Source organism: Litchfieldella xinjiangensis, from assembly GCF_000759345.1.
Taxonomy (GTDB): Bacteria; Pseudomonadota; Gammaproteobacteria; order Pseudomonadales; family Halomonadaceae; genus Litchfieldella_A; species Litchfieldella_A xinjiangensis.
In genome coordinates this window covers 1,417,943-1,441,379 of the sequence record NZ_JPZL01000001.1, presented here as the reverse complement: position 1 = coordinate 1,441,379, position 23,437 = coordinate 1,417,943, and the positions used below count along the sequence as shown (strand labels likewise).

The following is a 23,437-nucleotide window of genomic DNA, read 5'->3' as shown; positions in this document are numbered from 1 at the left end:
CATAACGTTCGTTAATACTTTAGAGTGTGGCGTGTTGATGGCGATGCGCGGTGCCACTCGCTACACGGAAGTAGCCTAGCCGTTTTGGTTGTAAGAGCCATCGTGGCGTATCGGGCAAGGAATGACACAGGGACAGGATGTCCCGGGCCTCAGGGACGAGGCGGATCGGCAGGAAGCCGAGAGTGTCGAAGGAGCCCAATGACTGGCCGCGCATCACTGGCCCCGGCGTTAGCGCCGGGGCCTAATCATATCTGCTTGCCGCAAATCTTCGATCTCCCCCTTTCGCCCGGATTGCGTCGACCTATAGCGGTCCATCCTTGTGGTGGCACCCACAAAAAAGCCTGCCAATCGGCAGGCTTTTTCGTGGTCTCGTGCGCATCATTTATTGTCAGGGTCTTATGTCGTCCCGTCAGCGTTGTTCGCCTTCCTCGTAAAGCTCTGCCTTGGCATCACGCATGACGTCTTCGCAGGCTGCCTGATGAGCGAGTTGAGTGAGCAAGCTGTGGGTGACCTCGAAGCCTTTCCCCAGGCAGGTCGAAAAATCCTGCTGGCTGATTTCGGGGGTAAGGTTGCATTCTAGCTTGAACGTTCTTGAGTCGCCGTCCATCCGGTCGGCAAACTTTCGCAACCGCCAGGCGAGTCGCGCTTTCCAGCTGGCTGATTCTTCTGCGTCTTCGCTCACGTTGAACGTGCAGCGCCATTCAGGTTTATAGACCTTCATGAGAACCTCCGATGCTGGCTGGATAGAATGTTCGTGCGTGCTTCCTACTCCGTTTCGACGATGTCACACAGTCATACTACCGATTATCGGCACCGGGCGCAGCTTCCTGAAGTCACGATAAGTAACGGGCGACGCCATCATCGGCTAGGCTTAACTTGGGTTCGCTATCTGCAGGTGTCGCCATGCATGAAACTGATCGCTACGCATATCCTCATCGCGTGCTGCATTGGCTAGTTGCCGCCGTGCTGCTGTTCTCGCTGGCGACGGGGCTGACCTTGGGGGCCCTGGGCTTCGAAGGCGCGCGGGATGCGCTGGGCATGGCGATGACCAATCTGCTCTACACCGCACACAAGACACTCGGCGTGATGATTCTGGGCCTGATGATCGCTCGGGTCGTGACGCGCAGTATCTTCGTGGTGCCGCTGCATGACCCGCCGCTTTCCGCCTTCCAGTACACGCTCAGCCATGGCGTGCATGCCTTGTTGTACCTGGTTCTGCTGGTTCAACCGGTCCTCGGTTGGGTAGCCACTGCCACCGGGGGATTTCCGGTGCAGTTCTTTCACTGGACCCTGCCGCCTCTGATGGGGGAAAACGAGGCCTTGTCCGAGCAACTCTATACCTGGCACGCCTGGGTAGGTTGGACGATTCTTGTGCTCGTGGCCCTTCACATCGCCGGGGCCTTCTATCACTGGCTGTTCGTACGCGATGGCGTCATGAAGCGGATGAGCCTTTTCTAGCCGGGCCGGCTTATCGATTCCTTACGTTTTTAGCAACAAAAACGCCCGCCATCCGGCGGGCGTTTGCTAGCGGTGTGGGGTGTGCCTGTTTCAAGCAGCAGGCCACAGCGCACGTATATCGTCGGGCAGGGCATTGCGAACCTTGTCGACCATCCCTGAATCCACCCGCTGATTGACCACGCGCAATACCGAGGAGACGGCTTCTTCAGTCACCGTGCCTGTCGCCGTAGGGGTCTCCTCGACACGATTCACGAACGAGGCGCGGTCACGCCTGGGGTTGGGGTGGTTCGCCGGGTCGTATTGCTCGTAATACGCCCCGCGCAACAACATGGGTAGTTGGGCGCCGAAATGCGCCACCAGGTCGGGAGGGAGCTGATCGCGCAGCGTACGCAAGGTGGCCGTGAGCAGGTGCCAAGCCGATTGCTTGTCCTGCCGGTGCACTTCCTTGAGATCGTCCAGCCAGATATGGGTGCTCTGGAGCGTCTTATCGAAGATATCCAGCCCGGTATCGCTCATTGTCAACTCCTGTGCAGCAAATGCGCTTACGAATTCCGATTGTGTTCCGGCTTGCCCTTCTGCTTGGCCGAGGCCATCTTCTCGAGTTCTTCCTCGCTCATGGATTCGTACATATCCTTGGAAGCGCCTTCGAGCTCACTGACCTTCTTCTCGCCACGTTTGGCGGAAAGAGCCGCCCCGGCGGCCATTTGCTGGGCTTGAGACTTGGCTGGCATAGCGTCACCCTCCTGGTGGTATCACTCTCGCCTTCGAATGTTGCGCGCCTTCGCTTAACGCGTGCTGCTCGCTGGCATGAACCCTCGCGAGCCGATGCTGTTTCAGGTTAGTCAGTCCTTGTGCGCCTCGCCAAACGGCACGTGGTTACCGAGCTTGGCATTCGGTAACCGCCCGTAGGTTCACTCGTCTCGCTTCTTGATCTGGTCGCGCAGTTGCTTGGGTACCTGCTTGATGATCAGCCGGTCACGCTCGTTGTCGTATTCGACCCCGGAACCCAGCAGGTGGGAGTCGAAGCTGATCGAGACGCCGCCCGAACGGCCGGTGAAACGACGAAACTGCTGCAGGGTGCGGCGGTCGGCGGGGATTTCCGGCGACAGGCCATAATCCTTGTTGCGGATATAGTCGTAGAAGGCCTTGGGCTGCTGTTCGTCGACCAATTCGGAAAGCTCATCCAGGGTAATCGGCTCGCCGCGGCGGGCCTGGCTACTGGCATAGTCGATCAGCGTGTCGGTTTTCTCGCGGCTCTGGGTTTCATCGTAATCCTCGCGCTCGACGTAATCGCTGAAGGCCTTGAGCAGGGTACGCGTCTCGCCACTGGAATCGACGCCTTCGACACAGCCGAGCAGATCGCGAAACCCCTCGGCGAGCTTCTTGCCGCCGCGGTCCTTGATCATCGACACGTACTGCTTGGATGTTCCGCCTCGCCATTGGGTAATGTCGACCCGCGCGGCCAGGGTGAGCTGGCTCAGGTTGAGCTGGTGCACCGTCCGCACGTTGAGGTTGTCGTCGATCCCGAAGCCGGAGCGGTGGTGCAGGAGCGCCAGGCTCAGGTACTCGGCTTCGCCCTGCCGGTAGTGCACGAAAAGCACCGGCCCGCCCACAGAGAGATGATCGTCGATCAGCGTTTTCAGACGTTCCCCGATCTCGGCCGTGAACGTGGCGAAGTCGCTATCGCCTTCCATGTAGCGGTGCAGTCCCGCGGGGAAGGCGCTGCTGCCAGCCTCGTCGCTGAAGTGGCCCCAGGCCTTGGGCTTGGCATGGAAGCTGTCGTTGACGCTTGCCAGGAGGTCGTCCATGGCATTCGTGGCTGCGTGTTTCTGGCCCGCTCGCAGCGTAGTGGGCGCCCCGGGGTCGGGTTTGTCGAGATGATGGATGATGCTGTGAAGAATCGGCATAGGCGTTGGCAGGCACCGGCTGGCGTGACAAATTTCAGGTCGTTGATGATAACGTGATCGCCAAGCCCCGGCGACGTGGCCCGCGCATTTTCGGCGCCGCTCTGCTATCCTGCGCGCCTTCCCGCGTATACGCGACCTTCGCTAGCCGGTATTCCCTCCGCTTCGCCTGCGCGCCTTGTCGCCGCCATTCATAGGATGTTCAACGTGACCGACTCCGCCAACGATTCGTCGGCAACCTTCTCGACGTTGTCGCTTCCCTCGGCTCTGCTGAGCAATCTGGATTCGCTGGGCTTCGAGACCATGACACCGATACAGGCCCAGAGCCTGCCGGCGATCCTGGCTGGCCGCGATGTGCTGGCGCAGGCCAAGACCGGCTCCGGCAAGACGGCAGCCTTTGGTCTCGGGCTACTCGCCGGGCTCGAGGTCAGCCGTTTCCAGGTGCAGGGGCTGGTATTGTGCCCGACACGCGAACTGGCCGATCAGGTGGCCGGAGAGCTGCGTCGGCTGGCGCGGACCCTGGCCAACGTCAAGGTGCTCACGCTTTGTGGCGGCGCCCCACTGGGGCCCCAGCTGGATTCGCTGGCGCATGGCGCGCACGTGGTGGTGGGCACGCCGGGGCGCGTTGAGGAACACCTTCGCAAGGGCTCGCTGGGACTGTCGGCGCTAAATGTGCTGGTGCTGGACGAGGCCGACCGCATGCTCGACATGGGCTTTCAGGCGACCCTCGAGGCGATCGTCGCCGAAACGCCTTCTTCGCGTCAGACGCTGCTGTTCAGCGCGACCTATGCCGATGCCGTGCGTCCCCTTGCCGAGCGCATGCTGCGCGACCCCCTGACGGTGACGGTGGCCGACGCCCACGACGAAACGACCATTCGACAGCACTTTTACTGGGTCAAGGACGATGACGCGTCGCGTATCGAGGCCCTGCAGTTACTGCTGTTGGAGAAGCGACCCGAGACCAGCGTGGTGTTCTGCAATACCCGCCGCGAGACGGACGACGTGGCCAGGGCGCTCGGTGAATTGGGCTTCAGCGCGTTGGCTCTGCATGGCGATATGGAGCAGCGAGACCGGGAACGTATCCTGGTGCTGTTCGCCAACGGCAGTATCTCGATATTGGTTGCGACTGATGTCGCGGCCCGGGGATTGGACATTTCGACGCTGGACGCGGTATTCAATTACCGTATCGCCCGTGAACTCGAGGTGCATGTCCACCGCGTGGGACGCACCGGGCGCGCCGGAGAGCAGGGTGAAGCCTTCACGCTGGTGGGCGAGGGTGAGGCCTATCGGCTTGAGCGGTTGTCGGATTATCTCCAGCAGCCGCTCGAGACAACGCCGCTGCCCTCGTCGCGCGCCTTGTCGCGCGATCCGATGAGGCCGCGCATGGCAACATTGCAGCTCGATGGGGGCAAGAAGCAGAAGATTCGTCCGGGCGATATCCTCGGCGCGTTGACCGGGGAGGGTGGCATCGCCGGGGAAAACGTCGGCAAGATCAAGGTGCAGGAGCGCAGCGCCTACGTCGCCGTGGATCGTGAGGTTGCCAAGCAGGCGTTGGCCCAGCTCGGCGCAGGTAAAATCAAGGGTCGTTCGTTTCGGGCTCGACGCGTCGCGTATTGATCGACGCCGCCACGACGACAAACACGGACCGGGAACGCGAGAGGATCATGAAAGTACCCAAGCGATTGCAGCCGCTGCTCGACGATGGCCTGATCGAAGAGGTCGTCTCGCAGTTGATGAGTGGCAAGGAAGCCCAGGTCTATGTCGTGCGCAGCGGTGGCGAGCTGCGTTGCGCCAAGGTATTCAAGGAAGCTAGCCAGCGTAGTTTCAAGCAGGCCGTGCAGTATCAGGAAGGGCGCAAGGTTCGCAATACGCGGCGTGCCCGGGCGATGGAGAAGAAGACGCGCTACGGCCAGAAAGAGCAGGAAGAAGCATGGCTCAACGCCGAAGTCGATGCGCTTTATCGCTTGGCGGCTGCGGGCGTGCGTGTGCCAACGCCGCACGGTTTCATCGATGGCGTACTGCTGATGGATTTGGTCACCGATGCTGACGGATTCGCGGCTCCGCGTCTGGACGATGTGACGCTTACCCCAGAGCAGGCGCGAGAATACCATGGCTGGATGATGCTCGAGGTGGTGCGCATGCTATCTGTCGGCCTTGTGCATGGTGACTTGTCCGAATTCAATGTGCTGCTGGGACCGGAAGGTCCGGTAATCATCGATCTGCCTCAGGCAGTGAATGCCGCTGGCAACAACAGTGCCGAGATGATGTTCGAGCGGGACGTCAACAACATGCGTGCCTATTTCGGACGCTTTGCGCCGGAGTTGCTCGAAACCCAGTATGCCAAGGAGATCTGGTCCCTCTACGAATCTGGTCAGCTGCATCCCGAAAGCCCGTTGAGTGGACGTTTCAAGCACGATACACGACGCGTCGAACTCGACGACCTGCTGGCTGTAATCGACGATGTCCGCAATGAGCACGACGAGGGCAGCGCCCAGCACTGGCAGGAAGATGAGTGGGGCGAGCGCGACGACTGATCGCTGTGTTTAGCTGATGTATGTAGAAACCCGCCTCCTGTGGCGGGTTTTTTATTGCGACAGCGAACCACCAAGCGCACTACGGCAGCCCCGACAGTTACTTTGCGACACGGAAATGTCCATTGACAGTGAGTAGTGGAGAACTACTTTTCGGAATGAGGCAGACGTTTTTTCTACAAGTCATGGGCATTGAGAGCCCTTGTTGGATACACGATCTGACATGACGATACACGGAGGTGGCGATATGGTCGATTCAGACAAGCGCGCTAACACTAGCTCACCCTCCGCTACGAATTCCCAGACGGCGGGTAGCCAGGGATCGCAGCGTGAAGAGTTCAAGCAAGAGGGCGAAGAGTTCAAGCAGCAAGCGCGTAGCACGTCCGAAGAGGTGAAGGATGCAGCTCGGCAACAGGCCGAGGGCCTGCTTGACCGGCAGAAGGACGCCGCCGCCGAACAGGCGGAGAAATTTTCCACCGTGCTGCACAAGATGGCCGATGAGTTCGACAATCAGCAGCAACCTTATTTCTCAGGATGCGTGAATGACTTGGCGCGGCGCTCCGATGTGCTGTCCCAGGGGCTTCGTGAACGCGACCTGTCCGATCTGTTGAATCAGGCACGCGACTACGGTCGTCGTCAGCCTGCCCTGTTCGTGGGTGGCGCCATCGCGGCCGGTTTCCTGATGTCTCGTTTCCTGCGCAGTTCCGGTGAGCATCGCAACGACACTCCGGGTTCCCATCGCTACTGAGCACATCACTGAGTAGCGTTACTCTGTTTTTCAGAACGAGCCAGGGAGGCGATAGAAATGGAAACAGAAAATAGAACCCGGGCCGAAGGCTCCTCGATCGGTGCCCTGTTCTCCAGTCTGACCCGAGAGGTCACTGCGCTGGTGCGCAAAGAGACCGAGCTGGTCAAGGCGGAAATGTCACAGAAGACCAGCCAGGCCATGGGCGGCATCGCCGCGATCGCCGTAGCTGGTGCGGTACTGTTCAGCGGCTTGCTGGTACTGCTCGCCGCCGCCGTCTTCGGCTTGAACGAGGTACTGCCCCCCGAGACGACCCCTTGGCTTGGGGCATTGATCGTCGGCGGCGTGGTCATGCTCATTGGCTTCATCATGCTGCAGAGCGGCAGGAAGAAGCTGAAAAGCCAGAACCTGATGCCGAACCGCACCATGGCCAGCCTCCGCCGCGACAAGGAGTTCGCCAAGGAGCATGAACGGTCGGTCATGGAGGGGCAGCGATGAGCCAGGACAACCAACCGCGCAGTCCGGAAGACATTGAAAACGAGATCCACGAGACGCGTGAACGTCTGGATCACACACTTCACGAACTCGAGGAGCGGTTCTCACCGCAACAGCTTATGAATACGACGTACGAATACCTGCGCCAAGGCGGCGCCAACGATATCGCGTCCAGCGTCGGGCGCACCATCAAGGACAATCCGCTTCCCATCATGGTGACCGGGATCGGCCTTGGCTGGCTGCTGATTTCGCAGCGCAAGTCCAACCAGCACGATTCGGGGTATACCCGTTCGCATATCGGCGATACCGGGCCATTGGGCAATATCGGCAACCATTCATCCTATGCCTCGCACCTGCCGGTGCCTGCCGATGACATGGCCGTGCACAGCATGGAGGCCGATGGGTCGACTGTCACGGTGACCGGCGCGGGAACCACCACCATGGGGCACGACCCGGCATCGGTGGGCGCGTCGGCGACTCACTCCACGGCCACGCCGAGTGTCGGCAGCGACCAGAAGCAGGGCCGCCTGGGTGCCATGACCGAAAAGGCACAGCAGATGATGGGCAAGGCCAAGGGCAGCGCCCAGCACGCCGGCGATCGTGCACGCCATATGGGCAGCCAGGCCGGTGAGCGTGCTCAGCACATGGGAGACAACATGCGCAACAAGGCATCTCAATTCCGCAGCAATAGCGGTGGTTCGGGCTCTTCCTCGAGTGGCGTCTCGCAGCGTGCCCGCAACGCCGGCAACCAGACTCATCAGTTCGTTCGCGAGCATCCGCTGGTAGCGGGCGCGCTGGGGATCGCCGTAGGCGCCGCCTTGGGCAGCCTGTTCCCCTCCACGCGCTACGAAGACGAGTACATGGGCGATGTGCGCGATCGTACTCTGGACAAGGCCCGCGAAACCGGCCAGGAGCAGGCCGAGCGTGCTCAGGCGAAAGTCCAGGAACAGGCGGAACGCGCCCAGGAAAAGATCCATGAGAAAGCCGAGCAGGCTCGCTCGAACTCGGATAGCTCGAACTCGGGTGGTGCCAAGTCTGGCAGCGCGAACTCATCAGGTAGCGACAAGAGCACGACAGGTGCTAACGCCACCAATGAGCAGCAATATGCCAAGGCAGGCTCGGGCAGCGACAGCCGCACGGGTACCGGCACCAGCAGCACAGGCGAAGTAAAGAACGAGGCTTCGAAGAAAGGCGGTAACACGCCGGAGTCGGACAACAATTACTCGTCCAAACCGGGTAATCAGAATCCGACGCGTGGCGTCTGATTTTCGATAAAGGCAATCTGCACAAAAAACCCGGCGATGAGCCGGGTTTTTTGTGGGCAGGCAGTGCGGATGCGCTTCTCTGCCTTATTGAGCGATCTCGGCATTGTGATAGACGTTCTGCACGTCATCGAGATCGTTGAGCATATCCAGGAATTTCTCGAACATGGCCACGTCTTCGCCTTCGACCGGCATCAGGGTCTGGGGCACGAACTGGATCTCGTCGACCTCGAAATCGATCTCGCCGAAGGCATCGATCAAGGCCTGCTTGGCCTTGGCATACTCGGTATGCGGCGCGAAGACCGTAAGCATGCCATCCTCGTTCTCGATGTCGGTGACGTCCACGTCGGCTTCCATCAAGGCTTCCAGGGCGCCTTCTTCATCGTCGCCCTTGTAGGCCAGGATCGCGCTGTGGTCGAACATGTGACTGACACTGCCCGGCGTACCGATCTTGCATTTGGTCTTGGTGAAACAGGCACGCACGTCACCGAAGGTACGATTCGGGTTGTCGGTCAGGCAGTCGACGATGACCATGCAGTTGCCCGGGCCGAAACCTTCGTAGCGGGCGGGGGAGAAATCTTCGCCACCGGCCCCCTTGGCCTTGTCCAGGGCTTTATCGATCACGTGCGAGGGCACCTGATCCTTCTTGGCTCGGTCGATCAAGCCGCGCAGCGACAAGTTGCCGGCGGGGTCGACACCGCCTTGCTTGGCACAGACATAGATCTCGCGGCCATACTTGCTGTAGACCTTGGTCTTGGCGGCGGCCGTCTTGGCCATGGATTCCTTGCGGTTCTGGAAAGCCCTACCCATCTTGCTGTCCTGTTACGTCATTGACACCGGGGAATCTTACTGAACTCACCCGACTGCGAACAGGTTTATTTCGCCCCGACGGCTACACTCCCAGGCAGCATGCTACGTCACAAGGAGCGGACGATGAGTCACAAGCGGGGTCAATTGCGTGTCGGTACATCAGGCTATCAGTACAAACACTGGCGTGGACGCTTCTATCCCAAGGATCTGCCCCAGACTCGCTGGTTCGACTTCTATGCCGAGCATTTCGACACGGTGGAAATCAACAATACGTTCTACAACCTGCCCAGCGCAGAAACATTCGATGCCTGGAAGGAGGCGGCGCCGAAGGGTTTCGAATATGTGCTCAAGTTCAGCCGTTACGGCAGCCATATCAAGCGTCTCAAGGAACCGGAGAACAGTGTGAACACCTTCCTCGAGGTGGCCAAGCGCCTGGGGACGCATCTGGGACCGGTGCTGGTCCAGTTGCCGCCACGCTGGAAGGCGCGGCCTGATCGTCTTGCGGATTTCCTCGAGACCGCACCCGGCAAGGTCCGTTGGGCCTTTGAGTTTCGCGACGCCGAATGGCTCAACGAGGAGGTCTTTTCGGTGCTGCGCGAGCATGGAGCCGCGCTGTGTATCCACGACATGCTCGACGAGCATCCGCGCACACTGACCGCCGATTGGGTATACCTTCGCTATCACGGTGAGCATTATACCGGCAGCTACAGCAGCGCCTTCCTGCGCCAGGAAGCGTCGCGCATCCTTGACTGGCTGGCCGAAGGCCGCGATGTCTATGCCTATTTCAATAATGACCAGGCGGGGCATGCCGTGCATAACGCCCAAGCACTACGGGACGACATTCTGGCGTCATGAGGAAGATGGACAGCGGCGCTGGGTCGCTCTGCTATGCTGAATCGAAGGGATTACCCCACTGAGAGGCCAGCCAAGATGCCCCAGTCCGGCCCGTTTCATTTCACGAATACCTATCTACGCCTGCGCGCCGATGCTTCTGCAGAACCTCTGACGGTAGACGAGAGCTTCTGGGAGCGGCTATCGACCGGTCAGCTGGGCAATTTTCATGACGAATATCTCATCAGCTATCACGTCTTTGCCGAAGACTGGAGCGCCTGGGAGATGCATCCGATGGGCGATGAGATCGTCTGCCTGCTTTCGGGAGCGGTCACGTTCATGCTGGAGGCAGACGGGGGCGGGCGTGACGTGGAGCTCGACACGGTAGGCGATTACGCCATTATCCCCCGTTCGACATGGCATACCGCCCGGGTTCGGGCCCCGGCGCTGATGCTGTTCATCACGCCGGGGGAAAATACCCAGCACCGCAAGATACCGGCCTGATGCCGGAGCGTTCAGGCGCCGTCTAGGATGCGCCGGATATCCTCGACCTCGAGCGTTTCGCGCTTTTCGAGTTCACCGGCCAGGGCATCCAACTTGTCACGGTGGCGTTCGAGCAGTTCACGAGCCTGCTGCTCGATGTCTCCGAGCATGGCGCGTATCTCGTCGTCGATCATGGCGGCGGTGGCTTCGCTATGCTCGCGGCCTTGCCCCATCTCCTTGCCCAGGAAAACGTGTTCCTGGCTCTGCGGGAAGGCGGCGGGCCCGATCCGCTGGTTCATGCCCCAGTGGGCAATCATGCGCCGCGCCAGCTGGGTGGCCTGCTGCAGGTCGTTTTCGGCCCCGTTGCTGACCTCGCCGAAGACGATCGATTCTGCCAGGCGACCCCCGAACATGACCGCGATGCGATCCTTGAGGTACGACTCGTTGAAGTTGTAACGCTCCTCCTCGGGCACCTGGGCGGTGACCCCGAGCGCTTGGCCACGCGGAATCACCGTGACCTTCTCCAGTGGATCGGCATGCGGCAAGAGATGGGCGAGCAGGGCGTGCCCCGACTCGTGATAGGCCACGATGTGGCGCTCCTCTTCGGAGATGCCCGACTCGCGCATCTCACCCAGCAACAGGCGGTCGCGGGCATCGGTAAAGCAGTGCCAATCGATCGATTGCAGATCCCGGCGACCGGCCAGCAGGGCGGCCTCGTTGGCCAGGTTGGCGAGTTCGGCCCCCGAAAAGCCGATCGTGACTTCAGCCAGGCGCTCAAGGTCGACGTCATCGGCCAGGGGCTTGTGCTGGGTGTGTACCTTGAGAATCGCCAGGCGCGCTTCTCGGTGCGGGCGCTCCAGCGTGATCTTGCGGTCGAAACGGCCGGGGCGTAGCAATGCCTGGTCGAGCACATCGGGACGGTTGGTCGCCGCCAACACCACCACGGCCTCTTCCTCGGAGAAGCCGTCCATCTCCGACAGGATCTGGTTCAGGGTCTGCTCTCGCTCGTCGTGCCCACCGCCCATGCCGGTGCCCCGGGCGCGGCCGATGGAATCCAGCTCATCGATGAAGATCACCGCGGGGGCTTCTTCACGGGCCTGCTTGAACATGTCGCGTACCCGCGAGGCGCCGACCCCGACGAACATCTCGATGAACTCCGAGCCGCTGATACTGAAGAACGGCACGTCGGCCTCGCCGGCCACGGCACGGGCGAGTAGCGTCTTGCCGGTGCCGGGCGGGCCCATCATCAATACCCCGCGCGGTATCTTGGCGCCCAGCTCGCGAAAGCGCTCCGGCGACTTGAGGAAATCCACGACTTCGGCAACTTCCTGCTTGGCATTGTCCGAGCCGGCCACGTCCTGCATGCGTATGCTGCTGTCTTCCCGCTGGACCTTCTTGGCCTTGGAGCGTCCCAGCCCGAACGGGCCGCCGCCCCCCGACATCGCCTTTTGCTGCATGCGGCCCCAGAACCAGAACAACAACCCCAGCATCAGTATCCACGGCAAGGCGCCGACCAGCACCCGTTGCCACCAGGGCGGGTCGATGGGGCGGGCGTTGATCGTCACATCATTGGCTTCCAGCCGGTCCAGCAATCGCTGGCTCTCGACATCGGGACGGGTGGTCTCGAAGGTTTCGGCGTCGCCGACATCGAGATCGGTGGCGCCCTGGGCGTTGAAGGACCCTTCGATATCCTGGCCACGCAGGGTGACCTCATCGACGTAGCCGGATACCACGGCGTCGAGGAACTGAGAGTAGGCGATCTCGGTGTGCTGGGGCTGGCGCGTGGTGTCGAGATAATAGAAAAGCAGAAGGATCCCTAGCGAGATCCAGAAGAACACCATCCATTGTCGCCCCAGGTTCTTGCGAAAGTCAGCGTTGGGATCCCAGCCCTTGGCATCCTTGCGGCTCTGGCTGGGGCGTTGCTCCGATGATTGGTCTTCCTGTGACATGAGGTCTCCCTGATCCTGACTATCCCTACAAACCTTGGGAGGATTAGCCGATTTTTACAAGCCGGGTTCGGGAGGGCGACGCAACGATCGTGTCGAGGCGCCATGGAAGAGGGCAGTGGAGCACGTTCACGCGTGCAGTATCGAAGCGATACCCAAAAGAAACCGGCCGGGTTTGAGCCCGGCCGGACATGTCTCAAGCAATTCGATAGAGCAATGCGATAGCGTCAGTCGCGGGAGTGACGACGCTGGTGTCGAATGTCTCGCTCGTGTTCGTCGATCCGCACTTCCTTGCGAATGGGACGTTGCTGGCTCTCGCGAAGGAGGTGGACGGCAAAGGCCAGCAGGGCCGCTGCGGCCGCACCTGCGCTGAGAGTCTCGATAATTCCCATGGGGCTATCCTCCTGATGTGTAGGGGTGCAATACCCGGGATCGAGCGGCGCTGCATATTGTTGAGCCGGCGCTGTCACTTGCATAGTGGCAGCCCTCGCGGGTTGCGACAAATACTTTGACCCCATGGGTCCGATTAAGTTTTGCCCAAAGTGCACCGCTTGTCAGATAGCGGCGAGACTGCCAATGTCGATGAACGATTCACGATAAGGAGACAGCTGATGAAGGTCGTAACACTCAAGAGCCCCGGTGGACTGGACAAGCTCGCGCTGAGCGAACGTGAGAGCCCCGGCGAACCGGGCCCAGGCGAGATCCGCGTTCGAATTCACGCCAGTTCGCTCAACTTTCATGACTATGGTGTCGTCTCGGGCGCCATGCCCACCGAGGACGGCCGTATCCCCATGTCCGATGGCGCAGGTAGTGTCGAAGCCGTCGGCGAGGGGGTCGAGGAGTTCAAGGTCGGCGACTCGGTAGTTTCGACCTTCTTCCCCTACTGGCTGGATGGTCCGGCTCGGGTCGGTGACTTCAAGACCACGCCCGGCGATGGACTCGATGGCTACGCGCGCGAGCAGGTGGTACGGCCCGCGACCTGGTTCACCCACGCGCCCAAAGGCTACAGCCACGCCGAGGCGGCCACCCTGACCACGGCGGGGCTCACCGCCTGGCGGGCCCTGGTCGTCGATGGCAATCTCAAGGCTGGCGAGAGCGTGCTGGCACTGGGCACTGGCGGCGTCTCGATCTTTGCGGTCCAACTGGCCAAGGCAATGGGCGCGCATGTCATTGCCACGTCGTCCTCCGACGAAAAGATCGAGAAGCTCAAGCAACTCGGCGCCGACGAGACCCTGAACTACAAGACCGAGCCGGAATGGGGCAAGCGGGTCAAGGCTCTCACCGGCGGGCGCGGCGTCGATCACATCATCGAGGTCGGTGGACCGGGTACGTTGCCGCAATCCATCGATGCCGTACGCATTGGCGGCCACATTTCGTTGATTGGCGTGCTGACCGGGCGTGGCGGTGACATCCCCACCGCCAAGCTGATGGCCAAGCAGGCCCGGCTCCAGGGCTTGATCGTCGGCAGCCGCACTCATCAGCAGGAAATGGTGCGCGGTCTGGAGTCCACCGGGTTGCGGCCGGTCATCGATAGCACCTTCGGGCTTGACGAGATCGCCGACGCCTTCCGCCATGAGGAAGCCGGGCGGCACTTCGGCAAGATCTGCCTGGAATTCTAGACCCCGGTCATCACCGCCGGGACGCCGCCGTCGGCATTCGTTGATGGCGGCGTCGCTCGTTGATAGCAGCGGCGCGGTCATTCCGGGGACGCGGGGAACGTGCTAAAACGATCCTTCGCAAGCGTACGATATTGTCCTCGCTCACCCCTTGGAGAAGCCGTCATGCGTTCCGCTCGTCTGCCTGCCGCCACCTGGTGGTTGATCCTGTGTGGCTCGTTGCTGTTGATGCTGTCGTTTGGGCTGAGGTCCAGCTTCGGGCTATTCGTTCAGCCGCTCAATGAAGCCAATGGCTGGGGGCGTGACGTCATCGGTCTGGCCCTGGCTATACAGAACCTGAGCTGGGGCCTGATTGCCGTGCTGGCCGGGGGGCTGGCCGATCGCTTCGGTACGGTGCGCGTCGTGATCGCCGGTGCAGCGCTGTATGCTCTTGGGTTGTGGCTCACGGCCGACGTCGACCAGATCTGGATATTGAATGGTGGCGCCGGGCTGCTGGTCGGTGCCGGGGTGGCGGGCACGGCGTTCGGCATCGTGTTGCCGGCCATGGCACGCGCGGTGGACGAGACGCAGCGCCAGTGGGTGCTGGGCATTGGAACGGCAGCCGGCTCGATGGGCCAGTTCCTGTTGGCTCCGGTCGCTCAGGGGCTGATCGACTGGCTGGGCTGGAGCGGGGCGCTCAATGCCATGGCGTTGATGAGCCTGACCATGGCCCTGCTGGCCATGCCGCTGGCCGTTTCCGACAAGGGACCCGACGGGGCCGCCCGGATCGCCTCTCCGGGGGCCTTTGCCGAAACGCTCAAGCTGGCGCGGGGCCATGCTTCCTACTGGCTGCTGACGGCCGGCTTCTTCGTGTGTGGCTTCCATCTCGCCTTCATTACCGTGCACATGCCGGCTTTCCTGGTCGATGCCGGTTTCGATGCCAGCGTCGGTGCCTGGTCGATCAGCCTGATCGGCTTGTGCAACGTGGTCGGCGCCTTCACGGCCGGGGTGATCTCGGGCAAGGTCTCCAAGCGTCTGGTGCTGATTGGCATCTATGCCGGACGTGCCGTGGCGATTGCGCTGTTCATGCTGCTGCCGATGACGCTGACCTCGGTGATGCTGTTCAGCTGTGTGATGGGCTTCCTGTGGCTGGCGACAGTGCCTCCCACCTCGGGGCTGGTGGCGACCATGTTCGGCACGCGCTACATGGCAACACTGTATGGTGTGGTATTCCTGAGTCATCAGGTCGGCAGCTTTACGGGCGTGTGGCTGGGCGGCTACCTGTACGAGACCACGGGCACCTATGACGTCGTATGGTGGGCCGGGGTGGTGCTCAGCCTGATTACCATGGGGCTTCATTGGCCGATTCGCGAAACGCCGGCCATCGCCATTCCCAAGGCGGCGAGCGCCGCCTGATATATCGCAACCAGGAGACAGCATGCCTATCGTCACCTTTGCACTGATCGCGCTCACCGTGGTGATATCGATCGTGGCCTGGCGCTCGCGTGCGCTCTTCGATGCGCTGATCTACTGGCCGCCCGGTGTGTCACGGGGACAGTGGTGGCGTCTGCTCAGTCACGGCGTCATACATGCCGACGGGGCTCACCTGCTGTTCAATATGGTCACGCTGTATTTCTTCGGGGCGGTCATGGAGCAGGTCCTGACCCCGCGGATCGGCAGCACGGGCTTCGTGCTGTTCTATCTTGTCGGCATCCTGGTGGCGATTCTGCCGACTCATCTGCGTCATCGAGGCGATGCCCGTTATCGTAGCCTGGGCGCCTCGGGGGCGGTGGCTGCCGTGCTGTTCGCCTACATCCTGCTGCAACCGTGGTCGATGCTTTACGTGTTCTTCCTGCCGGTGCCGGCCATCGTCTTCGCGGTGGTCTATGTGGCGTACTCGGTATGGGCGGATCGTCGGGGCGGGGGGACGATCAATCATAGCGCCCACCTGTGGGGCGGCGCCTGGGGGGTCGGCTTCATGCTATGGCTCGAGCCGCGGCTGGGACCGCGCTTCATTGGGGAGCTACTGGCTCCCCTGGGCGGTTGATCTCGATGGCAGCCCTCGGCCATCGATGCCATGCTGGTAAGCGATGGCAGCATGCTTCCCCGACGAGGAGGATATGACCCCTATCATTCGCTCCCGCATACGTGCCTGTTTGCTAGCTTGTCTCTTGATTCTTCATTGTATCGCTACCGCCTCCGCCCGCGAGCTTGCGGTCCCGCTCGAGGACATGGCCGAGGTGGAGATCGCATCGGTGGCGGTTACGGGGCCATCGGGGCCGCCCGTGGTCCTGCTACGCGAGCCGGGGGAGCGGGCGGTCATCCCGATCTTCGTCGGGCCGGTCGAAGCCACTGCCATCTTGCGGGGGCTGCGGGGGGATCGCCCCTATCGCCCCATGACCCATGAACTCGTCAGCACGATGCTGCGAGACATGGACGCTCGTCTGGAACGGGTCTACATCGACGACCTGTTGGGCGGGACGTTCCTGGGCATGCTGGAACTGCACATGGATGGGCGCGATACGCCACTCTACATCGATAGCCGGCCGAGCGACGCCATCGCCCTGGCCCTGTACGGCCGTGCCACCATTCACGTATCGCCGAAGGTGATGGCCGCCTCCCGCTATATCGAATACCGCGGCATGGACGACCAGGTGGTCACGGCAGTCGGCGTCACCGTGACTGCACTCGACGATGAACTCCGCGAGGCGCTGGCTCTACCGAACCGGCCGGGGTTACTGGTGAGTGGCGTATCCGGCCCGGCCAGGCAAGCGGGGCTGGAGCCGGGTGCCTTGCTGCTGGCGGTGAATGGCAAGCCCCCCGAGACACCGATGGATTTTCTCGACACCGTTCGAAAGACCCCGCGAGACGAGGATGTGCGGTTGCGTTATTGGCAGGGAGGCAACACCCACGAACTCGATATCTCGACCGATGTGCCGTCGCCACGGCCAAGCCAGCGCATGCCGCCCGGGTTGCGCTCGCCGGCCCAGGACGCTTGAGGCCAATGGCGTTATCAGGACGCCGATGCCCTTGTAGGCCAGCACGATCAGCGCCACCAGGGCGACGAGAATTCCTAGGGTACCCAACGGGAGGGCTCCTGCCTTATTTCACTGGCTGGAGATCGTCGCAGTATTCACCGAACAGGTCCACGGTCGAGCGCCGCCCCACATCGACGAAATGTTCGTTCAGCCAGCGATCCGCCGCCTGGAACCCGATGTCATGCAGTCGCTGCAGGAAATCCATGCGCGCATCCAGGCGGGTGATGGCCTCGAAGGCATCCATCTCCTTGGTGGCTTCGATGCGGTGTAGATGCAGGTCACCGATCTTCTGGAACAGTTCGGCTTGATAGTCGTGTCCGGCTTCGCGCTCTTCGTCGAGTAGGCGCTTGATCATGGCCACGGTGCGCAGTTCCTGCTGCAGGCTGTTGTTGAAGCTGATCTCGTTGATGCGATTGACGATCTCGTGGGCCAGGCGCGGCACGCCTGCGCGTTCGCGCGGGTTGATCTGGACCAGCATCAAGTCGCCGGGAGGACTTTCGCGGATCAACGGCAACAGCGAGGGATTGCTGCTGTAGCCGCCATCCCAATACGCTTCGCCATCGATCTCCACCGCCTGGAACAGCACCGGCAGGCAGGCCGAGGCCATGACCATGTCGCGGGTCATTTCGGCGTTGCGAAAGATGCGCTGCTGCCCGGAATGCACGTTCGTGGCGCTGACGAACAGGCGAATCGCCTCGAAGCCTCGCAGCCGCTCGAAGTCCACGTGACGCTCGAGGATGTTGCGTAAGGGATTCACGTCGAACGGATTGGTCTGGTAGGGCGAGACCAGGCGCGACACGGCATCCATGAAGCGGTAGACGGGCTTGAGTCCTGGCGTCCAATGGCCGAACAGCAACTGAAGCAGGTTGTCGCCGGCAAAGCGGCCATCACCGGCCTTGCCGACATCGCGCCAGAAGGCGTCGAGGGCCTCGCGTGCCCCTTGGCGCCCGTTCTGGGCCCAGCCGTTGGCCAGCACCACGGCATTCATGGCGCCAGCGCTGGTGCCGCTGAGACCGCCGATCTCGAGCCGCTCGTCTTCGAGCAACCTGTCCAATACGCCCCAGGTGAAGGCGCCGTGAGAACCGCCCCCCTGCAGGGCCACGTCGATACGCTTGATGGGAGTTCGAGAAGGCATGGGACTCCTTGCTGCGTGTCCGCTCGGGTTTGCCGCCCAGGTGGGCGCTTCACTGAGTGTAGACAGGGCAGTGGCCTGTCGCCGTTAGATCGGGCCTGCAAGGAAATGAAGCGCTCCGCCATAGGTGGCGGCGCCCAGCAGGGTTGGCAGTGCGATGCCGCCCTTGAATCGCTTGACGATCACCATGACAAGCAGAGCCAGACCGACGGCCAGTATCGGGGCTCCATTCTCTGGTTGGGTGACGATCGGCCATAACGATACGACCAGCAGCGAGGTGATGGCAGCCGGGCCGATGGCACGAAGCAGGCGTTGCAATACCACGGGCGGGGGGCGCTGTTGTCGCTCACGACGGGCATGCCAGACGGGTAGCCATCGCAGCAGGAACGTCCCCAGCCCGCACAACAGCACGATCAGGTCGAGCCGAGAGAGCATCGCTGGCCTCCTGGCAATGAGTAGAGGGCCCCGGCCAGCATACCCAGGGCCAGCGCATGGTGGCTGGGAAGAACCAGCAGCAGGGCCAGCGTCGCCAGCGTGGTTGCCAACAGGGTGCCTCGCCATTGCTTCATGCCTACATCCAATAGCAGTGCGAAGAACAATGCAGGAAGGATGAACGTCATGCTGGCCTCAACGAAGCGCGGCGCTGTGGCGATGGTATCGCCCAGTCGGGTTCCCAGCAGGGTGCCACCCAACCAGGCGCCATACGCGCCCAGCTGCAAGCCGAAGAACCACGGTTCCCGAGCTGCAGGTGCGATGTGCTGGACCTTGCTCAGCGCGGTGGCGAAGACCTCGTCGGTCAGCCCGAAGGCCAGGAGCGGGGAGGGAAGCCGCCTCTGTGAATCTCTGAGCTGGGTCAGCAGGGCCGGGCCATAGAACAGGTGGCGGGCATTCATCATGAGCACTGTAGGTACTGCACTCAGCAGCCCGGCGCCCGAGGCCAGCAGCGCGATCAGCACGAACTGGCTGGCACCGGCGTAGACCACGACAGAAACCAGCATGATGAGACCTGGGGAAAGGCCGGCCTCGATGGCCGCCAAGCCGAACGAAATGGCGATCGGTATATAGCCCGCCATGATGGACAGGCTGGCCAGCAGGCCCTGCATAACGGCGCGCATAAGATCACTAATGAATAAGGGGACGCTAAAGTCTAACGCGTTACCTCAAGGCTGTAATGCCCCCATTGTCGACAGTGTTACAATGCGCGCTTTTTCAGCGAGCAGCTGGCTCGCCCATGGAGCGTCCGTCGCGTGTCGTTATTCGTTGCCAGTGCCTTTTTCGTGGTCGTTTTCCTGACGTCGGCCCTGTCGGGTGTCTTTGGCATGGCGGGTGGGCTGGTTCTGCTGTGGTTTCTGCTGCTGGCGCTTCCGGCCACCTCGGCGATCGTCGTGCACGGGGTAATCCAGCTATGCGCCAATGCTTCGCGTGCCTGGTTTTCGCGACACTACATCGATTTTCGTATTGTCACGATCATAGCGAGTGGCGGGGCGCTCGCCGCGCTGGGGCTGGCATGGGTCAATTACTCACCCAATACCGCTGTGGTATCGCTTCTGATCGGGCTGATGCCGTTGCTGGTGTGGATGCCCAAGGCCTGGTTCCATTTCGACGCCTCGCGGGCGAGCCATGCGTTCGTCTGTGGTCTGGTGGCCGGCGGGTTGACCATCGCCGCCGGTGTGTCGGGGCCGACCATCGATCTGTTCTTCATTCGCACGGCCATGGATCGCCGGCAAATCGTGGCCACCAAGGCGGCGGTCCAGGTCATCTCGCATGCCATCAAGATTGTCTTCTACCTGGGCGCAGCGGCGGCGTTGAGCCTCGGGCAGTGGGGCGTGGTGCTGCTTGCGCTGCCGCTGGCCATTTTCGGTACGCATACCGGTAATGCCATCTTGCGACGACTGACCGACGCCAACTTCCGCGCCTGGACCCGCTGGATCGTGACCGTCATCGGCACGTTCTATTTCCTTCAAGGGGTCTGGCTGCTGAGCTGACCCGCGCTCAGCCCAGCCGCTCGCGGGGCACCGAGCGCAGGTGGCTTGCCGAGCGCGGGGCCGACAAGACGGACCTGGCCAGGCGTCTCCGCCAGGCAGGGAAGACAATTTGCATGTCCAGCCAGCCGCCACGGCACCGATGGTCTCTGATTTTTGTTCAGGCATGGACCCTTGTCAGCCCCTCCTGGGCGCTTGAGGCCACCAGGTGGCCTGCCCGGTCGTAGATGCTGCCGCGGGCGAAGCCGCGCGCCCCACCGGCCCAGGGGCTGTCCATGTCATAGAGCAGCCAGTCGTTGACCTGCACGTCCTGATGAAACCACAGCGAATGGTCGAGGCTGGCAATCTGCAGGCGGGGATTGCCGAAGCGGATACCATGGGGCACCAGCGATGTGGTCAGCAGGTTAAAGTCGGAGCTGTAGGCCAACAGGTAGCGATTGAGGGCAGGATCGGCAGGCAATTCTCCGGCCAGGCGGAACCACAGCCGCTTGCGGGGTGAACTGCCATCGCCGTGTTCGTCCGGCAAGTGCAGAAACTCGATAGGATGACCCTCGAAGCTCTCCACGTTCGCGCCATCGGCAATCAGCCGTTCGGGATCGTCGAGGCCGGGCATGGCACGCTGGTGGTAGTGGCCGGCTTCCTCGCCATGGAACGAGGCGCTGCAGAAGAAGATGGGTTTGCCCTTCTGGATGGCAGTGACCCGGCGGGTCGTGAAGCTGCCGCCGTCGCGCACGGTATCGACCTGATAGACCACGGGCCGCTTGGCATCGCCCGGGCGCAGGAAATAGCCGTGCAGCGAGTGCACCCGGCGCTCGGGGATCACGGTCTGACTGGCGGCCGACAAGGCCTGGCCCAGCACCTGGCCGCCGAACAATTGGGGGAAGCCCAGATCCTGGCTATGGCCTCGAAACAGATTTTCCTCGATCATTTCCAGGCCCAGCAGGGCCACGAGGTCATCCAGGGCTCGTGTCATGGGGTTACTCCTTGAGTGGACGGCAGAGGGTAGCGACACAGTCCGTGTCATACGCTTGTTTCAGATTTTCCCTAGCATACCCGAGGGGCAGCAGCATGCGCAGCGACGAGTATTACATGCATCGGGCACTCGATCAGGCGCGCCTTGCCGAAGCGGCCGGCGAGGTGCCGGTGGGGGCCGTGGTGGTCGATGCGTCTGGCAAGATCGTCGGGAGCGGCTTCAACGCGCCGGTGGGTGAGCGTGATCCCTCTGCCCATGCAGAGATACGCGCGTTGCGCGACGCCGCCCTGCGGCTGGGCAATTACCGGCTCGAGGGGTGCACCCTCTACGTGACGCTGGAACCCTGCATGATGTGCGCCGGGGCGATCATTCACGCTCGCCTGGCGCGGCTGGTCTATGGCGCCGCCGAGCCCAAGACCGGCATGGTCGAGTCGCGTGCCAACCTCTTCGCCCAGCCTTGGCACAACCACCAGGTCAACGTCGAGCGTGGCCTGCTGGCGACCCAGGCCCGGCGTTTGCTGCGTGAGTTCTTCACCACGCGGCGCGGCGCCGTTAGGTCAGATCAAGGCCAGGGCGAGGCGAGTGAACCGGGCGATTAGCGCACGTGACTGAACGCCGTTCAGAGAACGGGGGGCACGGTATCGAATAGGCTGTCGTCATCGGCATCCGGGGCGCGCTGATTCAACTGGAAGAATTGTTGCTGGCTGCGGTCGACGTAGTTGAGCACCTCGTAGTACCGGCGAATGTTGCGTACGTAGATGACCGGTTCGCCGCCGCGCGCATAGCCATGGCGCGTCTGGCTGTACCATTCGCGCTTCTGCAGCAGGGGCAGGGCCTCGCGCACATCGGCCCACACATAAGGATCGCCGCCCTGCATTTCGGCCAGCTTCTGGGCGTCGTACAGGTGCCCGAGGCCCACGTTGTAGGCTGCCAATGCCATCCATAGACGATCCTCACCCGTGATTTCCTCCTGCAGGCGATCCATGAGCTGACGCAGGTAGCGCGCACCGCCATCGATGCTCTGGGCCGGATCGAGGCGATTCTCGACGCCCATTTCGGCCGCGGTGGGGTTGGTCAGCATCATCAAACCGCGCACCCCGGTCGGTGAGGTCGCTCGTGGGTCCCAGTGGGATTCCTGATAGCCCACCGCGGCAAGCAGCTTCCAGTCGAACCCGGTATCGCGGGCAGCGGCCCGGAACAGGTGGGCGTATTGGGGAAGCTTTTCATGGACGTGATGGATGAACAGACGTGCGCCGACATATTCGAGATAGTCGTCATGCCCGAAGTAGCGCTCGATCAGTTCCGCCAGGGTGCCGTCCTCGCGTAGCCCGTCGAGAAAGTCGTTGGCCGCCTCAAGCAGATCCAACCCTTGTGACGAGGGCACCGCCCAGGCCATCGATAGCGGCTCACCGAACGCGAAGCCATCTTCCACGCCGGGGAAGAACAGCCGGTTGAGCTTGAACTGGTGGGTATAGACCACGGCAGCGTCGAGGTTGCCGTTCTCGACGCGCTGCAGCAGGTCGGCGATTTCCAGATCGGCCGCTTCTTTCCAGCTGAGCTCGGGCAGCTCGGCCTGGAGTTCGCGCAGGATCAGGCTCGCCCCGGAGCCCTGCAGCACGCCGATGTTGCGCCCCAGCAAGTCCCTGGGCTCGCGAAAGGGCGGCAACCCTCGTCGATAGACCACCAGTGGCTGCAATTCGAGGATTGTCTGGGTGAATGAGACACCGGGCACGGTGGGGTCCAGGGGCAGCGCAGCGGCGCCGAGGTCGCCTTCGCCACTGCGTACCGCGTCGATCACGCCCTGGATGTTGCGGCTGGTGTCCATCGACAGACTGACGCCGAGATGGTCGGCGAAGCGTCGAATCAGTTCGTATTCGAAGCCGGTGGGGCCATGGCGCCCTTCGTAATAGGTGGTGGGCGTATTGCGCGTGAACACGGCGATGAAGTCGCGGCTGCGAATCGCATCCAGATGCTCCCCTCGCGGTGGCGTCTGACGATGCGGAATCAGCGCCAACACCAGCGCAGACAATAGCAGGGTATACCACCTTCGATAGCGATGGAGGTGGCGAAACAAGGCCTTGGGCATGGTAGGACGCGATCACGATGAGACGACTCACCTTAACTGGGGAGGCGCGTGGTGTCATCCAACGCTTGGGTACGGGCTTCGCCCCATCCGCGCTTTTCCAGTATCATATGCCCTCATTGCCGCCGGCTGCGGCCCCCGTTTCCCCGCTTTCTCAGAGGCTCAACCG

Annotated in this window: 26 protein-coding genes; 14 read left to right on the top strand and 12 right to left on the bottom strand. The window is 62.1% G+C overall.

From position 1 onward, the window contains the following. Positions 1-409: 409 nt before the first annotated feature. Positions 410-721 carry a hypothetical protein gene (locus JH15_RS06720; RefSeq protein ID WP_043528203.1) on the bottom strand — a complete coding sequence of 104 codons (312 nt, stop codon included), beginning with the start codon at positions 719-721 and terminating at the stop codon, positions 410-412. A gap of 182 nt (positions 722-903) precedes the next feature. Here JH15_RS06720 and JH15_RS06715 point away from each other — a divergent pair, with 182 nt between their 5' ends. Continuing rightward, positions 904-1,458 (top strand): cytochrome b, encoded by a 555-nt coding sequence (locus tag JH15_RS06715; protein ID WP_043528202.1) that lies wholly within the window; start codon positions 904-906, stop codon positions 1,456-1,458. Positions 1,459-1,548: 90 nt separating this feature from the next. Here the strand turns inward: JH15_RS06715 and JH15_RS06710 are convergent, their stop codons facing one another. The 3 genes from JH15_RS06710 to yejK all read right to left on the bottom strand — a co-directional run bounded on the left by JH15_RS06710 (position 1,549) and on the right by yejK (position 3,365). Beyond that, positions 1,549-1,974 carry a DUF2267 domain-containing protein gene (locus JH15_RS06710; RefSeq protein WP_043528201.1) on the bottom strand — a complete coding sequence of 142 codons (426 nt, stop codon included), beginning with the start codon at positions 1,972-1,974 and terminating at the stop codon, positions 1,549-1,551. Between the two features lie 26 nt (positions 1,975-2,000). Further along, positions 2,001-2,189, bottom strand: coding sequence for a DUF3008 family protein (locus JH15_RS06705; protein ID WP_043528199.1), 189 nt, complete (start codon positions 2,187-2,189; stop codon positions 2,001-2,003). 180 nt (positions 2,190-2,369) lie between these two features. Continuing rightward, positions 2,370-3,365: a nucleoid-associated protein YejK gene (yejK, locus tag JH15_RS06700; protein ID WP_043528197.1), complete on the bottom strand. Its 996-nt coding sequence runs from the start codon at positions 3,363-3,365 to the stop codon at positions 2,370-2,372. A gap of 195 nt (positions 3,366-3,560) precedes the next feature. On the opposite strand from yejK, the gene dbpA reads away from it, so the two are divergent. The 5 genes from dbpA (at position 3,561) to JH15_RS06675 (ending at position 8,398) form a co-directional block, all read left to right on the top strand. Then, entirely contained in the window at positions 3,561-4,979 is a 1,419-nt protein-coding gene (gene dbpA / locus JH15_RS06695) for an ATP-dependent RNA helicase DbpA (protein ID WP_052383929.1), read from the top strand. Between the two features lie 47 nt (positions 4,980-5,026). Further along, the gene (locus JH15_RS06690) at positions 5,027-5,896 is read left to right on the top strand and encodes a PA4780 family RIO1-like protein kinase (RefSeq protein ID WP_043528193.1); all 870 of its coding nucleotides are present in this window, start codon (positions 5,027-5,029) and stop codon (positions 5,894-5,896) included. Positions 5,897-6,116: 220 nt separating this feature from the next. Beyond that, positions 6,117-6,641, top strand: coding sequence for an ATP synthase subunit B family protein (locus JH15_RS06685; protein WP_156105257.1), 525 nt, complete (start codon positions 6,117-6,119; stop codon positions 6,639-6,641). 57 nt (positions 6,642-6,698) lie between these two features. Continuing rightward, positions 6,699-7,136 carry a phage holin family protein gene (locus tag JH15_RS06680; RefSeq protein WP_043528191.1) on the top strand — a complete coding sequence of 146 codons (438 nt, stop codon included), beginning with the start codon at positions 6,699-6,701 and terminating at the stop codon, positions 7,134-7,136. Next, a complete protein-coding gene (locus JH15_RS06675) occupies positions 7,133-8,398 on the top strand; it encodes a DUF3618 domain-containing protein (protein ID WP_052383927.1) in 1,266 nt (421 codons plus the stop codon). The genes JH15_RS06680 and JH15_RS06675 overlap by 4 nt, the downstream gene beginning before the upstream one ends. Before the next feature lie 84 nt (positions 8,399-8,482). On the opposite strand, the gene JH15_RS06670 is transcribed toward JH15_RS06675, so the two are convergent. After that, positions 8,483-9,205 (bottom strand): YebC/PmpR family DNA-binding transcriptional regulator, encoded by a 723-nt coding sequence (locus JH15_RS06670; protein WP_043528188.1) that lies wholly within the window; start codon positions 9,203-9,205, stop codon positions 8,483-8,485. A 123-nt stretch (positions 9,206-9,328) separates the two neighbouring features. Here JH15_RS06670 and JH15_RS06665 point away from each other — a divergent pair, with 123 nt between their 5' ends. Both JH15_RS06665 and JH15_RS06660 read left to right on the top strand, forming a co-directional pair. Further along, positions 9,329-10,060, top strand: coding sequence for a DUF72 domain-containing protein (locus JH15_RS06665; RefSeq protein WP_043528186.1), 732 nt, complete (start codon positions 9,329-9,331; stop codon positions 10,058-10,060). Positions 10,061-10,135: 75 nt separating this feature from the next. Then, on the top strand, positions 10,136-10,540 hold the full coding sequence (locus JH15_RS06660) for a cupin domain-containing protein (RefSeq protein ID WP_043528185.1): 405 nt from the start codon (positions 10,136-10,138) through the stop codon (positions 10,538-10,540). Positions 10,541-10,551: 11 nt separating this feature from the next. On the opposite strand, the gene ftsH is transcribed toward JH15_RS06660, so the two are convergent. Further along, complete coding sequence (gene ftsH, locus JH15_RS06655) at positions 10,552-12,468, bottom strand: ATP-dependent zinc metalloprotease FtsH (RefSeq protein WP_081948923.1); 1,917 nt, start codon at positions 12,466-12,468, stop codon at positions 10,552-10,554. 224 nt (positions 12,469-12,692) lie between these two features. Beyond that, the gene (locus JH15_RS18050; RefSeq protein ID WP_156105256.1) at positions 12,693-12,857 is read right to left on the bottom strand and encodes a hypothetical protein; all 165 of its coding nucleotides are present in this window, start codon (positions 12,855-12,857) and stop codon (positions 12,693-12,695) included. 219 nt (positions 12,858-13,076) lie between these two features. Between JH15_RS18050 and JH15_RS06650 the strand changes: the two genes are divergently transcribed. The 4 genes from JH15_RS06650 (at position 13,077) to JH15_RS06635 (ending at position 17,059) form a co-directional block, all read left to right on the top strand. Further along, positions 13,077-14,084, top strand: a complete 1,008-nt coding sequence (locus tag JH15_RS06650; protein ID WP_043528183.1) for a zinc-dependent alcohol dehydrogenase family protein — start codon at positions 13,077-13,079, stop codon at positions 14,082-14,084. 162 nt (positions 14,085-14,246) lie between these two features. Then, positions 14,247-15,476 (top strand): MFS transporter, encoded by a 1,230-nt coding sequence (locus JH15_RS06645; RefSeq protein WP_043528180.1) that lies wholly within the window; start codon positions 14,247-14,249, stop codon positions 15,474-15,476. A gap of 22 nt (positions 15,477-15,498) precedes the next feature. After that, the gene (locus JH15_RS06640; protein ID WP_043528179.1) at positions 15,499-16,107 is read left to right on the top strand and encodes a rhomboid family intramembrane serine protease; all 609 of its coding nucleotides are present in this window, start codon (positions 15,499-15,501) and stop codon (positions 16,105-16,107) included. Between the two features lie 73 nt (positions 16,108-16,180). Then, on the top strand, positions 16,181-17,059 hold the full coding sequence (locus JH15_RS06635) for a bifunctional nuclease domain-containing protein (RefSeq protein WP_043528177.1): 879 nt from the start codon (positions 16,181-16,183) through the stop codon (positions 17,057-17,059). 103 nt (positions 17,060-17,162) lie between these two features. Here JH15_RS06635 and JH15_RS06630 read toward each other — a convergent pair whose 3' ends face one another. From JH15_RS06630 to JH15_RS06620, 3 genes are all read right to left on the bottom strand, one after another. Further along, on the bottom strand, positions 17,163-18,233 hold the full coding sequence (locus tag JH15_RS06630) for a patatin-like phospholipase family protein (protein WP_043528175.1): 1,071 nt from the start codon (positions 18,231-18,233) through the stop codon (positions 17,163-17,165). Positions 18,234-18,317: 84 nt separating this feature from the next. After that, positions 18,318-18,665 (bottom strand): AzlD domain-containing protein, encoded by a 348-nt coding sequence (locus JH15_RS06625; RefSeq protein WP_043528173.1) that lies wholly within the window; start codon positions 18,663-18,665, stop codon positions 18,318-18,320. Continuing rightward, positions 18,644-19,345 (bottom strand): AzlC family ABC transporter permease, encoded by a 702-nt coding sequence (locus tag JH15_RS06620; RefSeq protein ID WP_043528170.1) that lies wholly within the window; start codon positions 19,343-19,345, stop codon positions 18,644-18,646. The genes JH15_RS06625 and JH15_RS06620 overlap by 22 nt, the downstream gene beginning before the upstream one ends. A gap of 132 nt (positions 19,346-19,477) precedes the next feature. Here JH15_RS06620 and JH15_RS06615 point away from each other — a divergent pair, with 132 nt between their 5' ends. Further along, positions 19,478-20,215, top strand: a complete 738-nt coding sequence (locus tag JH15_RS06615; protein WP_043528168.1) for a TSUP family transporter — start codon at positions 19,478-19,480, stop codon at positions 20,213-20,215. A 157-nt stretch (positions 20,216-20,372) separates the two neighbouring features. Here the strand turns inward: JH15_RS06615 and JH15_RS06610 are convergent, their stop codons facing one another. Further along, entirely contained in the window at positions 20,373-21,185 is an 813-nt protein-coding gene (locus JH15_RS06610; RefSeq protein WP_043528166.1) for an acyl-CoA thioesterase, read from the bottom strand. A 95-nt stretch (positions 21,186-21,280) separates the two neighbouring features. On the opposite strand from JH15_RS06610, the gene tadA reads away from it, so the two are divergent. After that, positions 21,281-21,784, top strand: coding sequence for a tRNA adenosine(34) deaminase TadA (gene tadA, locus JH15_RS06605; RefSeq protein WP_043528164.1), 504 nt, complete (start codon positions 21,281-21,283; stop codon positions 21,782-21,784). 20 nt (positions 21,785-21,804) lie between these two features. Here the strand turns inward: tadA and mltF are convergent, their stop codons facing one another. After that, the gene (mltF, locus tag JH15_RS06600; protein ID WP_043528162.1) at positions 21,805-23,271 is read right to left on the bottom strand and encodes a membrane-bound lytic murein transglycosylase MltF; all 1,467 of its coding nucleotides are present in this window, start codon (positions 23,269-23,271) and stop codon (positions 21,805-21,807) included. Positions 23,272-23,437: the final 166 nt, after the last annotated feature.